The organism is Rickettsiella endosymbiont of Litargus connexus (assembly GCF_964277335.1).
Taxonomy (GTDB): domain Bacteria; phylum Pseudomonadota; class Gammaproteobacteria; order Diplorickettsiales; family Diplorickettsiaceae; genus Aquirickettsiella; species Aquirickettsiella isopodorum.
In genome coordinates, this window is the sequence record NZ_OZ195516.1 from 642,183 (window position 1) to 657,207 (window position 15,025).

The 15,025-nt window shown below is 38.5% G+C and carries 14 protein-coding genes and 4 tRNA genes; 15 read left to right on the forward strand and 3 right to left on the reverse strand.

Annotation, left to right across the window (positions count from 1 at the left end):
- Nucleotides 1-36 precede the first annotated feature (36 nt).
- Nucleotides 37-762 carry a 16S rRNA (uracil(1498)-N(3))-methyltransferase gene (locus ACICP9_RS02815; RefSeq protein WP_395498679.1) on the forward strand — a complete coding sequence of 242 codons (726 nt, stop codon included), beginning with the start codon at nt 37-39 and terminating at the stop codon, nt 760-762.
- A 282-nt stretch (nt 763-1,044) separates the two neighbouring features.
- On the forward strand, nt 1,045-3,258 hold the full coding sequence (gene rnr, locus ACICP9_RS02820; RefSeq protein ID WP_395498681.1) for a ribonuclease R: 2,214 nt from the start codon (nt 1,045-1,047) through the stop codon (nt 3,256-3,258).
- Nucleotides 3,259-3,267: 9 nt separating this feature from the next.
- Here the strand turns inward: rnr and ACICP9_RS02825 are convergent, their stop codons facing one another.
- Entirely contained in the window at nt 3,268-4,317 is a 1,050-nt protein-coding gene (locus ACICP9_RS02825; RefSeq protein ID WP_395498683.1) for a hypothetical protein, read from the reverse strand.
- A 47-nt stretch (nt 4,318-4,364) separates the two neighbouring features.
- Between ACICP9_RS02825 and rlmB the strand changes: the two genes are divergently transcribed.
- The 5 genes from rlmB (at nt 4,365) to uvrY (ending at nt 7,185) form a co-directional block, all read left to right on the forward strand.
- On the forward strand, nt 4,365-5,126 hold the full coding sequence (gene rlmB / locus ACICP9_RS02830) for a 23S rRNA (guanosine(2251)-2'-O)-methyltransferase RlmB (protein ID WP_395498685.1): 762 nt from the start codon (nt 4,365-4,367) through the stop codon (nt 5,124-5,126).
- Nucleotides 5,127-5,229: 103 nt separating this feature from the next.
- Nucleotides 5,230-5,466 carry a hypothetical protein gene (locus tag ACICP9_RS02835; protein ID WP_395498687.1) on the forward strand — a complete coding sequence of 79 codons (237 nt, stop codon included), beginning with the start codon at nt 5,230-5,232 and terminating at the stop codon, nt 5,464-5,466.
- Between the two features lie 156 nt (nt 5,467-5,622).
- Entirely contained in the window at nt 5,623-6,054 is a 432-nt protein-coding gene (gene tadA / locus ACICP9_RS02840; RefSeq protein WP_395498689.1) for a tRNA adenosine(34) deaminase TadA, read from the forward strand.
- A 329-nt stretch (nt 6,055-6,383) separates the two neighbouring features.
- A tRNA-Ser gene (locus ACICP9_RS02845) sits at nt 6,384-6,473 on the forward strand.
- 34 nt (nt 6,474-6,507) lie between these two features.
- Entirely contained in the window at nt 6,508-7,185 is a 678-nt protein-coding gene (gene uvrY, locus ACICP9_RS02850; protein WP_071662306.1) for a UvrY/SirA/GacA family response regulator transcription factor, read from the forward strand.
- 28 nt (nt 7,186-7,213) lie between these two features.
- Here uvrY and ACICP9_RS02855 read toward each other — a convergent pair whose 3' ends face one another.
- Entirely contained in the window at nt 7,214-8,092 is an 879-nt protein-coding gene (locus tag ACICP9_RS02855; protein ID WP_395498691.1) for a hypothetical protein, read from the reverse strand.
- A 52-nt stretch (nt 8,093-8,144) separates the two neighbouring features.
- A complete protein-coding gene (locus ACICP9_RS02860; protein WP_395498693.1) occupies nt 8,145-9,041 on the reverse strand; it encodes a hypothetical protein in 897 nt (298 codons plus the stop codon).
- A gap of 339 nt (nt 9,042-9,380) precedes the next feature.
- Here ACICP9_RS02860 and ACICP9_RS02865 point away from each other — a divergent pair, with 339 nt between their 5' ends.
- From ACICP9_RS02865 to ACICP9_RS02900, 8 genes are all read left to right on the forward strand, one after another.
- A complete protein-coding gene (locus tag ACICP9_RS02865) occupies nt 9,381-9,680 on the forward strand; it encodes a hypothetical protein (protein WP_395498695.1) in 300 nt (99 codons plus the stop codon).
- 184 nt (nt 9,681-9,864) lie between these two features.
- A complete protein-coding gene (uvrC, locus tag ACICP9_RS02870; protein WP_395498697.1) occupies nt 9,865-11,706 on the forward strand; it encodes an excinuclease ABC subunit UvrC in 1,842 nt (613 codons plus the stop codon).
- Between the two features lie 105 nt (nt 11,707-11,811).
- Entirely contained in the window at nt 11,812-12,360 is a 549-nt protein-coding gene (gene pgsA, locus ACICP9_RS02875) for a CDP-diacylglycerol--glycerol-3-phosphate 3-phosphatidyltransferase (protein ID WP_395498698.1), read from the forward strand.
- A gap of 36 nt (nt 12,361-12,396) precedes the next feature.
- Nucleotides 12,397-12,472, forward strand: a tRNA-Gly gene (locus ACICP9_RS02880).
- 169 nt (nt 12,473-12,641) lie between these two features.
- Nucleotides 12,642-12,715, forward strand: a tRNA-Cys gene (locus ACICP9_RS02885).
- Nucleotides 12,716-12,744: 29 nt separating this feature from the next.
- A tRNA-Leu gene (locus ACICP9_RS02890) sits at nt 12,745-12,831 on the forward strand.
- Nucleotides 12,832-12,895: 64 nt separating this feature from the next.
- Nucleotides 12,896-13,219, forward strand: coding sequence for a ferredoxin FdxA (gene fdxA / locus ACICP9_RS02895; protein WP_395498699.1), 324 nt, complete (start codon nt 12,896-12,898; stop codon nt 13,217-13,219).
- A gap of 90 nt (nt 13,220-13,309) precedes the next feature.
- The gene (locus tag ACICP9_RS02900) at nt 13,310-15,025 is read left to right on the forward strand and encodes a hypothetical protein (protein ID WP_395498701.1); all 1,716 of its coding nucleotides are present in this window, start codon (nt 13,310-13,312) and stop codon (nt 15,023-15,025) included.

Sequence of the window (15,025 nt, forward strand, 5' to 3'; positions counted from 1 at the left end):
AATTTATCAGTAAATTATTGAGGTCGTTAACATTCTATGCGTCTAACTCGTATCTATCAACCGCAAGCTTTAAACACGGAACAAATTATAAACCTATCTAAAGAAGCGGCCGGACATTTAATTCGCGTGCTTCGTTTGCAGGTCGGTGATGAGTTTATCGTATTTAATGGTCAAGCGGGAGAATTTCGTGCCACGATTATTGAGTTAAATAAAAGTACGGTTAGTGTTAAGCTCGGTGAATTTTCTGCTGTGAATCGTGAGTCGCCTTTGAAAATTACTTTAGCGCAAGCGGTATTGCGATCCGATAAAATGGATTATATGTTACAAAAAGCGGTGGAATTAGGTGTGACGCGTTTTATCCCGTTATTAACGGCATATAGTACGCTCAAGTTAGCCCCCGAACGCTGGCAAAAACGCTGTTTACATTGGCAAGGGGTGATGCTGGCGGCTTGCGAACAATCCGGAAGAACCCGTTTGCCGAAGTTAGAGAATCCTATGACCTTTGACGTGGCTACGACGGCAATAAAAGTCGAGCAGCGAATAATTTTGCAGCCTGAAGCCAAACAAAATATCAATTCTTTACCACCTTGTCAGAGTGTTGCGTTATTGGTAGGTCCCGAAGGGGGATGGTCAGAAAACGAACAGAAATGTGCCCGTGTTGCCGCTTATCATGCTATGCAGGTCGGGCCACGGGTGTTGAGATCAGAAACTGCCGGTTTGGCAGCGGTTAGTATATTACAAAGTTTATATGGTGATATATGAATAGACTATTCGTTAATGAGTAGGTATTTCTCAATACGCAAGCTTGTTTTTGAAACATGGGCGACATCATACTAAATATAGTTTAGGATGAAGCGATTAAGAAATACAACATACTGATCTCATCTAAATGGAATTTTCAAGAGGAGAACCGCGATCCTCCTCTTGAATGGCTTGAAGCCCAAGTTTGGCTAGTGCTAGCCAGATAACCCGGATATACCGCTCGCTCGTTAAAAATTTTGTATCTTCAGTGCGATCGGTATAACTCATTAACAAGTGATAATTATGGCAAAAAAATCGAAACCTATCGTTGATCCCTATGCAGTGCGTGAAGCCGGTAAATACGATAATCCCATTCCTAGCCGCGAATACATTTTAGATTATTTAAAAAAATGTGGTCATCTGGTTAAACGCGAAGAGCTTAATCAACGTTTAGGGTTAACGGATCCCGAACGCCAAGAAGCTTTGCGACGACGTTTGCGGGCGATGGAACGAGATGGACAAATTGTGTTAACACGTCGTGAAGGATATGGATTGCCAGACAAAATGAATTTGGTGCGCGGCCGAATTATTGGTCATCGCGACGGGTTTGGCTTTTTGGTTCCCGATGATGGTAGCGATGATCTGTATTTAAGTGCACGGCAAATGCAGTTGGTATTTCATGGCGATAGAGTTTTAGCACGCATCATTGGAACCGATCGACGTAATCGACGTGAAGGCGTGATTGCTGAAGTCTTAGAGCGTAATACACCCTCGTTAGTGGGACGGTTTTTTAAAGAAAAAGGGGTTGCTTTTGTTGTACCGTCGAATAATCGGATTACGCAAGATATTTTAATTGGTGTAGATGATGAAAGTGCTGCGACGTCTGGCCAGATTGTCGTCGTGGAAATAACACGTTTTCCTAGTTTTCGTCAACAAGCCATCGGCCGGATTACCGAGATACTGGGCGAACATATGGCGCCTGGTTTAGAAATTGAGATAGCGATACGTAATTATAATCTACCCCATGTTTGGCCAGATTCGGTACAAGAAGAAATTGCTGCATTACAAGCGGGCGTGTTACCCAATGAGGAATCGGATGACCGAGTTGATTTACAACAACTGCCTTTCGTTACCATCGATGGAGCCGATGCAAAAGATTTTGACGATGCGGTTTATTGTGAACGACAAAAAAAACAATGGCGTTTAGTCGTGGCGATCGCGGATGTGAGTTATTACATCAATCCGCAAAGTGAGTTAGATAAAGAAGCCGAAGCACGTGGCAATTCAGTTTATTTTCCGAATAGTGTGTTACCGATGCTTCCAGAAGTTCTTTCAAATGAGCTTTGTTCGTTAAAACCTAAAGTCAATCGGCTGTGTATGGTTTGCGATATGTTGATTTCCAACAAAGGAGAATTAAAACGTTTTCAGTTTTATCCAGCCGTGATTCATTCTAACGCACGATTAATTTATAATGAAGTCGCTGCTTGGTTAGAAGCCAATAAGTGTCCTCCTGCGTATAAAAATTTGTTACCGCATTTACAAAATCTCTATAGTCTTTATCAATTGTTACGTCAAACACGCGAAGCACGCGGCGCGATTGATTTTGAAACAACTGAAACGCAAGTCATTTTTGGGCCAAATCGAAAAATTAAACAGATCATTCCTAGTGTTCGTACAGTGGCACATCGTATTATTGAAGAATGTATGTTACTTGCTAATGTTTCAGCCGCACATTTTTTATTAAAAGCAAAAATACCCACCTTATTTCGCGATCATGCTGCTCCTGCTATGGAAAAATTATCCGATTTAAAAGCGTTTCTAGCCGAGCTAGGTATTCGTTTTCCTAATAAAAAAGTCATCACTCCCAGCGATTATTCGACATTATTAAAATTAATTGCTGATCGCCCCGACGCGCATTTGATTCAAACGGTCATGTTGCGTTCATTGAGTCAAGCGATTTATAGTCCGGAAAATATTGGTCATTTTGGATTGGCATTCGATGCTTACGCTCATTTTACCTCACCGATACGGCGCTATCCGGATTTACTCGTACATCGTGCCATTCGTCATGTGTTAGCCAAACGCAAACCTAAGGATTTTTTCTATGATAAAGTTACCATTGCGCGTTTAGGTGAACATTGTTCTACCACTGAAAGACGTGCCGACGAAGCGACGCGAGAAGTATTAGATTGGTTAAAATGCGAATATATGCGCGATCGTGTGGGTGAAGTTTTTGATGGTATTATTACCAATGTAACGGGTTTCGGTTTTTTTGTTGAATTGCAAAATATTTATGTCGAAGGTTTAGTGCATGTGAGCGCACTGCATAATGACTATTATCAATTTGATGCGAATCGACATTGCTTGCAAGGTGAACGTACCGGTATTGTGTATCGTTTAGGTGATCGATTACAAGTGAGAGTAGGGCGTGTCGATCTCGATCAGCGCAAAATTGATTTTGAATTGCTCGAGCCAGAAGATAAAAAATCTACAAAAAAAGCTAAGAAAAGAAAATAATACACTTTATCAATGATATCTAAAATGAGTTTCGGATACTTCGGATACTACAGAGTGGTTAAGCCAGGTAGGACGAACAAAAAATGAGGTTGTTGACCTATGAGGATTAACAAAGAGTTTTCCATTAAATAAATGGATGGGTCGTTTACGTATTTCTTGATCTTTTTGTAGATTCCTATGCACAAAGACGTGCAAACAGCTCGCTAAACCTAAGCCCAGCATCAAGCCCAAGGGCGGTAGTAGCAACGGTGAAATAGGCGTTAAGCTTAAACTAAGTAGACTAATCATAACGATTAAGCCCAATAAGTAACCGATCAACATCGGTATGATCCATAAGTCTGGAATTTTCCACTGAGGTTTATGTAGAAAAATCCAATCCCGAAAGTCGCGACACAATTCTTTTTTAAATTGTTTAAATGCTTTTTTATCAACAAAATTAAATTCCATATTCAGTGGCAGCAATTTAATTTGTTTTTCTTGATTAATTGTAAATTGTATAGATAAAGAGCCTAGGGATGAATTTTCCGGAAACTGAGCATTTTTTAAATGCATCCTCATATTAAAAATGATATTGGCTTTACTGGGATCTGACTTTGCTTTCAGCGTATATTTAAACCTTGAATCGAGTGCTGTGCACTCATTAGACCAAATACTGTCGTCAGTTAAGACAGAGTAGGCCAGCGTAGCTAATGCAAAAGGCAGCGAGTTAGGCTCTAACAGTGACATAATGATAAAAATCGTGGCAGATTTATCTTTAATATAAAATTCCTTATTCAGAACGTTTTGTAAATCGGTTAAAGTGATAGCTTGTTGCTTAGTGGCGCTCTTTTTTTCTAAGGACGGGGTTAAGGCATAAAAAACACCGCGGCTGATTTCTTTCTCTTGTTTTTTGTCCAATTGAAAATCAGTTTGCTTTTTTAATTGATTTACGGTGGCATGTAATTCGTTAACACTATCGATAAAGGTATTTTGACGAGCGGAAATGTTTTTTTTAGCTTGAGCTTGATTTAAAAAAGGTAAACATTCAGGGTTTATGCGTATAGACAGTGTATCAGACATAGGTATTTCATCCTTTAAATATAAAATTTTTTTTTGAGTATTTTATCATGAGTCATAGTGTTAAAAAAGAATTTATTTTTGGGTTTCATGCTATTACGGCGTTGTTAAACTCACAACCACAAACAATCTATCAACTCTACCGACAAGAAGGTCGAGTAGATAAACGCATCCAAGAGATTTTGGAGTTGGCTGCCTATCATCATATTCCCATTCAAACTTTGCCGAAAATTAAATGTGATCGGTGGGCGAATGGTGCGGCGCATCAAGGTGTCTTAGCGGAGATAAAAATTTCTACGCAATTAAACGAACGTGACCTACTGACTTTGTTGGCGCCACGAATACAAAACGAAACTAGGCCGCTGTTTATATTAGTGTTGGATGAAGTTCAGGATCCACATAATTTAGGGGCGTGTTTACGTTCTGCTAATGCAGCCGGTGTGGATGCCGTCGTTATTCCACAGGATCGTTCAGTAAGTATGACGCCGATCGTACGAAAAATTGCGGCGGGTGCGGCTGAAATAACACCGCTCTTTACAGTCACTAATTTGGCCAGTACGCTAGAGAAATTAAAAAGGCTAGGAGTGTGGTGTTATGGTTTAGATCAATCCGCTACACAACTTATTTACGATAAGGAACTGACGGGAGCATTGGCGTTGGTATTAGGTGCTGAAGGTAAAGGTTTGCGTCGTTTAACCAAAGAGCGCTGCGATGGTTTAATGGCTATTCCAATGGCTGGCAGTGTTAGTAGCTTAAATGTTTCGGTCGCTGCCGGGATATGTTTATTCGAGGCGGTTAGGCAAAGACAATAAAATCCAACTATGATAGTATTTACTGCCCAGTGTCATGGTGAAATAAAATACAATAGTGTGTTGATAAAGAAACCTTTATTTAAATTTGCAAGGAGACCTTGATATGTGTCGTAAATTCTTCCCAGCAGTGGTGATTATTATTGCTGTTCTGATGGCTATTGCTGCAAGTCTTGCTAAACCAGATTCTGTAGATACCATAGTCATGGTTTCGCGTTTCTTTGATATTATGCTGCCAATTTTAGCGGTGGGCGCCTTGATCAAATATTTATGCTGCCCTCGCTCGTACAAAGGCTGCCACTGTGGTTGCGATCACTGTAAGATGTGTAATACTAAAAAATAAATGGATTATTTTTAGCCTTTCCTGAGGGATAGAGAGTACTATCGCTCATCTTTTAACTCAATCTTAATTTCCCGCGGCCCTTTCCCGCGGGAAATCGAAAAAAATTAATTTAAATAGTTCGGTGTGATGAATTTTTTGCAGAATGATAAAATCTACATGAAACAGGCCTTAAAGGCGGCGGAGCTTGCAGAAATGTCTGGTGAAGTTCCAGTTGGGGCAGTATTGGTGTTAAATAAACAGATTATCTGTACAGCTTATAATCAAACGCTTACTCATTGCGATCCTACCGCACATGCTGAAGTTCTATTGCTGCAACAAGCGGCTAAACAACTAAAAAATCATCGTTTATTAGAGACGACATTGTATGTTACGTTAGAACCTTGTTTAATGTGCGTAGGTGCTATGATCCAAGCTAGAATTAAGCGACTCGTGTTTGGTGCGTACGATACGCGTTTTGGTGCGCTAACGAACCAATGGCATCTTTTTAAAGCTCTAAATCATACATTTACAGTGACGGATGGGGTATTAACCGAAGTCTGCGCAGAGAAATTACAGCAATTTTTTAAACACAAACGTCAATTCGCTTAATCTGCACGAAGCGAATGAAAAGTTAATCGCGTAATTTCAGCTCAGTGTTTGACGTATTTCTTTATAGTCTACATCCTATATACTTTATGCTAATATAGCCATGGCGCTTCAAGTTGACCACAGATATCTTCCAGGTCAAACTCGAAAGCGATAATTTGCATGTGCAAACGACCTATACTCACAGCAATTGGATTTTTTGGCAAGGCGCGAGAATAAACATCGGTATTCAAAAATACACGAGGATTGCGAATTGACCGGCATCACAGAAAAAATTCAAATGCTAAAAGTATATATCCGCTTTGTTAAGCGGTAGCTACTGATTAAAAGTAGGAGGGATGGCTGAGCGGTTAAAAGCAACGGTCTTGAAAACCGTCAAGGGGGCAACTCCTTCCAGGGTTCGAATCCCTGTCCCTCCGCCAAAAAAATGAAATTGACAAGAGGAGTTGGCGTTCTATGATTAACGTCGTTATCGTTGACGATCATGCCTTAGTGCGTTTAGGTATGAAGCGCTTGTTAGAGGATGTTCGTGATATTAATGTTATCGGTGAAGCTGAAAGTGGCGAAGCGGCTATTAACTTAGTGAAGGAAACTAAACCAGATGTGGTGTTAATGGATCTAAAAATGCCTGGAATAGGTGGATTAGATGCAACGCGCCGTTTGATACGTGTTAATCCTAAACTTAAAATTATTGTTGTCACGGTGTTTAGTGAAGGCCCTTTTCCGGATCGCCTCGTGCGTGCTGGTGCGGCGGGATATATTACCAAAAATACCAACGCTGAAGAATTGATTACAGCTATTCGAAAAGTTGTTGCGGGTCAAATTTATATTACTTTAGAAATTGCGCAAAAAATGGCCTTACGTCAGGTTTCTGATGCGTCCAAATCACCTTTTGCACAACTTTCCGAACGCGAATTACAAGTTATGTATATGGTTACGCATGGAACTAAAGTGAACGGTATAGCAAAAAAACTTTGTTTAAGCCCTAAAACAGTAAACACTTATCGCTATCGGCTCTATGAAAAATTGGGTGTGCATAACGATGTCGAGTTAACCCATCTTGCTTTGCGTTATGGGTTATTGGAAGAAGAAGAGAGTTATACCGATAAATCTCCAGAAAATTCAGAGGAATAATATTCTTCTGGATTATTTTTCTAAATTTTTATTGACGGAGCAAGGGAGTTTTTTCTGAGTGATTTTGAATACTTTCTCTCTCATTTTCTACACCGAAAAAATTTTGGCGGCTATTCATCGCTAAATTGTTCAGAAGAAGAGGGACTGGAATTGTAGAAGTTGTCATCGTTTGCCCGTTTAAGGGTTGGAATGATAATTGTTGGTTGGGTACAAAATTATTAAAAAAACTATCTGCTGATTGCCATTTAATCCCCAACTCTTTTGCTTTGCCTAAATCTCTTTGAAATTGACTCACTAACAGCAGGTTTTCTAAATTTTTTCCTTGAGCCAGTAAGGAATTTTTTAAAGTGCTTATTAAACTGGGAGTTCCTTCTTTAAATAGATAAGAAGGGCATAGAAAAAAATTGTTGGCAATTTTTAAAGGTTTCGCTTCCGTTTGTTCTTTAGGTAATTCCCAAGCTATATTTGAATATTGATTGAAAAAACCAATGATTCTTTCGATATTTAATGGATTTGTATTCGATATGAAATAGATAGGTTTATTATTTTTATCTATTAAGTTTCCTAAGCGCTTAGTTGATTCAATATCCCATATTATCAATGAATTCCAAGTTCTTTCTAATAATTCAGTGCTTTCTTGGGCAGGCAAGAAATAAAAAATAGCTTGTAACTTGCTGATAAAGGCATTAGTAGCTATTTTCCCCAGTTTATAACCATTAATTGAGGAAGTTATTGTTAAGTATTTTAAGCTAACCCATAGTTTGCTGTACCATTCGAAATGTAACCTGGATTCGGCATATTGGTAATGCAAGCTTGAAAAATTATCTATGACGTGGGAAATGGAAGCAAGCCGAGGGATAGCCGATAAATTAATGATATAAATGGGATCATCGAGGTTATTTTGCATAGTTTGTTTCCTAAATTATTTAAGGGGTTAAAAATGCATGTGATCAAAGTGCTTAGATAGCCGCTTTGTATACGTGTATTTCGACGAGCTGAGGATCACATGGGGTTGTAGGCGTGCTGTCTGCAGAACTATTGAGTAAAGCAGTATAAAAATTTTCTTTGTCGATAGTTTCTAGTGCTAGTTTTCTGGCTATTGACTGTTCTTTTGGATAACGATTAACGAATAGGATATCGTCTTGAGTCTTAATCTCATTTAAATAGATTTTCAGATGCGTGAGTAAGCTGGAAGTAGGTTTAAATAATTGGGTCAAAAAACTCTGAGATTGTTTTAGCAGGATTTTATAAGCATAGGACAAACAAAAATAGACTGTTCCATGTTGCTGAGTTAAAACATTATCTGCTGCTGAGTCGGAAATCCGACTCACGGCTAGCGGCAAAGCAGGTAGTTCATCAGGTAAATTTTCTAAAAATTCTAAATAGACGTGATTAAATCGAAAATTTCTAAAAATAGTCAATATTTTTTCAGCATGTAGCGCATTAGTATCACCAATAAAATAAATCGATTTTCCTTGATGAGTGAGTTTGATTAAAGCATTGAATGCTTCACTCGATTTTTGGTCAAGCTCAATCAAAGAGTTCCAGGCCGCTACTAAATCCGTTGATTTATCACGTGATAATCCTAAAAGATTCAGCAATTCCGAAATAAATTCGTCTTTAGTTTTCTTTCCTAAATTAAAATCACTTACAACTTGGGATTGAAGAATTTTTTGAAGCAATTTTTTACTAAATTCCTCGTGTTCTTTTATTATTTCCTCACAACTAAATAGATCGTCAAGAAATTTTCCATGTAAATTGGCAAATTTTTCTCCAGCCACGTCTTTATTAAATATTATAAATAAGGATAAAGGGACGATTAAAACTTTTTTTGGTTTGAGAATAGTGCGAGGCATAAAAAATCCTATTTTTTTACTAAAGTCCTAATTTTTTATCTTACTTTTTTTTTAGTAGAGTGACAAGAAAAATAAAAATTCTGTGAATTTATTTTTAAATTAAAAATAAAAATTTTTCATCAAATAATGAGTCAAAATTTTCACAGTAGTGCAATAAATTACCTAAAATCTAGATGAAAAATATTCTATTTAGCATAACGCTAGGCTTTAGACTATGCTTCGTTTGCTTGGTATTGAAATGAAGGGTGTGCCTAGGCCCTGAAGCGCGTTACTAGGCGAGTTTAAAGTCTGTGGGCAGCGGATTCATTTTTATATTACGATATAAGGAGGTTTTTTCGGATGTCACTATTAAAATCATTTATATTATTCTTGCTATTGATTTTTTCGCTCAGTCCCGTTTGGGCGCAGGATACGGATTGTTGTGTTGAGTTGCGCCATGAAGTGCAAATGATTAAAGATCAATTGAAAAGTCAACAAAATCAACAAATTAATGCCTCTAAGGAATTGAATCAACAACAGGTGACGACCAAAACTGGCTTTAAAGGTGTGGGTGTTTTGGTGGATGCCTTGGTTACGCAGTTTCCTAATTTACCCGCATTAAAAACGGTTAAACAAATCTTTGATAACTTAAATAAATAAGATGTTTTGGTTAATTCAATAGGCATCAATTAAGTTAAAATGCTATAGAGTCAAGTTATCCCACATTTTCTTTGTGGGATAGCCCCTATTTCAACTGGTTGGTATTGCAAACGTACCGCCTATGTATCTTGAATTGATCAAGAACTATTCGCTAATATGGTGCTTTGTTTGCTTTTAATGGGTGATGGTGGTGACTGTTGAGCGTGTTCATACGGCAAAATTAAAACAGCAACTTGCTTTTATCAGTCAAAGTGCCGGCGTTTATTTATTTTTAAATGCCGAACAACAAGTGCTGTATGTGGGAAAAGCGCGCCATTTAAAAAAACGTATCACTAGCTATTTTCGTGGTCAGCAAAGTAGTCGCGTTGCGTTGTTGATGAGACAGGTGACGACCATTGAAACCACCAGCACAGAAACTGAAAATCAAGCCTTATTACTAGAAAGTAACCTCATTAAGCAGCTGAAACCGCGTTACAATATTTTATTACGTGATGATAAAAGTTACCCGTATATTATCTTAAGTAAACATCAAAGTTATCCACGCTTAGCTTTTTATCGTGGTGCCCGAGCCAAAGATTATCGCTATTTTGGACCGTTTCCGAGTATCTTAGCTGTCAGAGAAACTTTAAATTTATTACAGAAATTATTTAGAGTTCGTTCGTGTAAAGATAGTTTTTTTCGTAATCGCACGAGGCCATGTTTGCAGTATCAAATTAAACGCTGTACGGGCCCTTGTGTCGGTTTGATTACACCAGAGAATTATCAGCGTGATGTTACAAATACCGTCTTATTTTTACAAGGAAAAAACCAAACCGTTATTGATGATATTGCTGAACAAATGGAATTGTCTGCACAGGACTTAGATTATGAGACGGCTGCTCGTTTGCGGGATCAAATTGCAGCCTTGCGTGAAATTCAACAAAAGCAAGTTATTACTACCGGGCAGGGGAATCTGGATATTATCGGTTTAGCCCAACAAACCTCGCATTATGTGTTGTATGTCATGAATGTACGTCATGGAAGATTACTCGGCGGTAAAGCCTACTTCCCTGATGTTCCTCTTAAACAGTCAGCTGCTGAAGTATTATCTGCGTTTATTAGTCAATTTTATTGTCAAACTGAAGTATCTCATACCATTCCGGAACAAATTATTTTGCCGTTAAAAGTGCCCGAACAAGATTGGTTAATGGCGACCTTAACTGAACGTTCTAAACATAAAGTTAAACTATTGAATAAACCGAGTGGTGAAAAAAAGCATTGGTTAAGCTTAGCCAATGAAAATGCGCGACATGCGTTAGTGGCGCATCTTTCTGATAAATGGGTTTTTTATAAACAACTCGAATGTTTACAAACGACTTTGCAGCTGGATAATTTACCACAACGATTAGAATGTTTTGATATCAGTCATACACAAGGCGAGGCAACGGTGGCATCGTGTGTTGTTTTTGATCAACAAGGTCCACGAAAAATGGATTATCGACGTTTTAATATTGAAGGCATCATACCCGGAGATGATTATGCGGCGATGCGCCAGGCAATGATGCGACGTTATAAGTATTTGAAAAATGAAGAAGAGAATTTACCAGATATTTTGCTGATTGATGGCGGTAAAGGTCAATTAAAACAAGCCGAACAAGTCTTAGAAGAGTTGCAGATTAGTGGCATCCTAATTATTGGTGTGGCGAAAGGGCCGAGGCGACGATCGGGTCTGGAAAGCTTATATCTTTCGTCACGTTCGCAAGCTATCACGTTACCCGCCGATTCATTGGCTTTACATGCTATTTTAACCCTACGTGACGAAGCCCATCGCTTTGCTGTCACCGGTCATCGTGGGCGGCGTGCAAAAAAACGCCGTACTTCAGTATTGGAGGATATTCCAGGTATTGGCACGAAACGGCGACGAGAATTGTTGCGTCAGTTTGGTGGATTACAAGCCTTACAAAATGCCAGTGCCGCGGACCTTGCTAAGGTACCAGGGATTAGTAAACGTTTAGCCGAGCAGATTTATTTAGCTTTAAAAGCTTAAACTAACAGGTTACACTACTCATATACTCACAGTAATCGGCTTTTTGGCAAGTGCTGCGAGCAAGCCTATAAAACTTTTGAACGGCTAGCGACTGGTATACACCCCATGGGTATCCCCAATATATTGACTTTACTGCGCATTCTTTTAATTCCAGTTTTTATTTTATTATTTTATTTACCGTTTCGCGGTAGTCATATATTGGCCGCGATCATTTTTATTTTTGCTGCCATGACGGATTGGTTAGATGGATATCTAGCACGGAGTTGGGATCAAGTTTCTAAATTAGGTACTTTTCTCGACCCAGTGGCTGATAAATTAATTGTTGTTACGGCGTTGATATTATTAGTCGGTGATCGAGCCTTACCTTATTTAGCGGTTCCCGCTATCGTTATTATTTGTCGAGAAATTATGGTCTCGGCATTACGTGAATGGATGGCAGAAATTGGTCAACGTAAACGTATGGCAGTGACGATGTTAGGAAAAGTAAAAACAACATTACAAATGTTAGCTATCATTTTGTTACTACTTTACAAACCCGGTGCTTGGATAGGATTTGCTTTGTCAGGTTATGTATTACTTTATCTTGCTGTCTTTTTAACGTTGTGGAGTATGTGTTTATATTTAAAAGCAGCTTGGCATGATTTATCTTCTTGACAGTATTTTTGATGCAGTTACAATATGACCCGTTTTGCGGGAATAGCTCAGTTGGTAGAGCGCAACCTTGCCAAGGTTGAGGTCGCGAGTTCGAGCCTCGTTTCCCGCTCCAAGATTTTTTATTGTGAATAGACTTTCAGCCATCGGAGCGTAGCTATTTTGAAACAAAAGATGTAGAGATAAGATGAAAAGTGATTGTTAAAATCTTAAGTAATCATTTACAATCCAATCAAATCGGTACTGTTTTTTTAGGCTATCTTCAGGATGTCTTAAATTAAATTGGCTGGGTGGCAGAGTGGTCATGCAGCGGCCTGCAAAGCCGCGTACGTCGGTTCAATTCCGGCCCTAGCCTCCAAGTAGAGAGCAAGAAAGATAATAGTTATTGCCCGGGTGGCGAAATTGGTAGACGCAAGGGACTTAAAATCCCTCGGTGGTAACACTGTGCCGGTTCGAGTCCGGCCCCGGGCACCATATTAATTCAGTTTATAGATTACATTCGTCAGGTATTACTGATTGTATTATTTAAAGAAGTCCAATGACATTTTTAGTTACTGAAAAATGTATCCGTTGTAAATATACCGATTGTGTCGAGGTGTGTCCGGTTGATTGTTTTTACGAAGGACCGAATATGCTGGTGATACATCCTGACGAATGCATTGATTGTGGTTTGTGCGAACCAGAATGTCCGGTCAAAGCTATTTATGTCGAAGATGATCTCCCTGAAAAATATAAAGAATTTTTAAGCTTAAATAAAGAATTCGCACAAAAATGGCCAAATATTACCCACCGTAAAGATCCACCGCCCGATGCGGATGAATGGAAAGATAAAGAAGATAAATTACAATACCTCGAAAAGTAATATCACTCACAAGAATGGAGTCTAACCAATAAAAATAGCGTTTAATTATTCTCGATTAAATAATACCTAAACCTAAAATCAATAATATTTATGGATGAAAGTAATAGTAATAAATCCCATTTTAATTTACAGCCTGTTGACAACAATTTATTGGAATTAGTGCAAAAAAATAAAACGATTCCTACTTTTTTAAATACTCTGATACCCAATGATCCCAGACTGCGCTGCCTAAAAAAAGCCATACATAAAGGGAATTTTCGGGCACGGATTTGGAATAATCGCCATTGTAATTTATATCTGACTTATCTTATTCAAGAAAAAATGATTCCTTTTTGGCATGGGATTACGGCCTATGTGTATTTGATTGCAAAAATGCAATATACACAGACACAAGATTTACGCATTGAAGATCTCGATGTTAAATTTAATTATCAAGTCAAGATAGTGCCTTTAGTCAAAGCGGGGAAAATAACCGAGTTGGGTTATCAATACTTATTAGGTATGATTGATGAGTTAGAAAAATTACAGGTTACTTTGAATTTCGATCAATTAGCCAATTATATATTAAAGCTGCCACGTATCGAGCAGTGGTTAATCAACACTGAATTTAGCCATCATATGACATCGCTTGAGGCGAGACGTGATGCTAATCGGTTAGTATCGGTATTAATCAATAATCTACCATTGGTACAAAAATTAGCTTCAACGTGTTATGAAGATCCAACCACGCATTATTTAGTTCCTTCTTCATCGATAATCAATTATTGTTTATCAACATTGACTCGTCAGCCAATGCGCATGCGTCCGGTTTTCGGTAATCCGGGTTTAGCCACTTTATACCGCTGGCATACACAGGATTATCATCCGGTATCATTGTATGCCCCACAAATTTTATCGAACCCCAAAGAAGCGGATGGTTACCGATGTGGTCCATTCCCTATGTGGTTGCATGATATTGGTCATACCTTTTGGGCGAGCATGCTATCAAAAGATCAACGTAATTATATTTTCATGACGTATATTCCTGCATTACGTCGATTAAAAGACGTAGCGGAAGCGTATAAGGATGATTCAAGTATAGAATTTTTTAAAGAAGCGGATAAAAAAGCTTACGATTTTGATTTGACAGCTATCTTGGATTACGCCGATGTCAACACACGTTTTGATATCTATTTGGCACATACGATGGGTAAGAATCCGATTTACCCGAGTTGTTTGTACAACGGAATGTATGAATATGAAGCAATAGGCCGAGCAAAAGGCGATGCGATTTATTTTCTATTGCATTGCGCTTTGTATAATCCAAATTTGCCAGAAGCATTTAAAAGAATTTATAAAACTTTAATAAACCATATTACTATTGGAAAAAGTTATCGAGACCTACGTATCATTAACGCATTGAAACTATTAGCTAAAAATACAACCTCTCATCCAGAAGTTTTATTTGCTCATGATCTCCCTGGATGTCAGGTGAGTGTATTGGATTGGCAAAGACTGTTAAATTCAAGCCGAACGAGTGAAGAGTTCTGGCAGGAAATGACGGGTAATGGGGATCGGGCGGAAGAGCTGTTGGACTTGATCGAACACGGACTGATTTTTTTTCATCCTTATTTGCCACTGACGGCGCTAAAAAGATGGGCGCTGCTCAATTATTTAGAAAAACAGCAACCTGTCTACGCAAACATTAGCAAAGACGGGTGCGGTAATGTTACTATCAAACCCAAGTTTCAAGCAAAGTTTTTTAGTATCCCTGAAAATGATTCCAGCGAATTGCTTTCAACTGAGGCTAAGCATTATAAAATATAA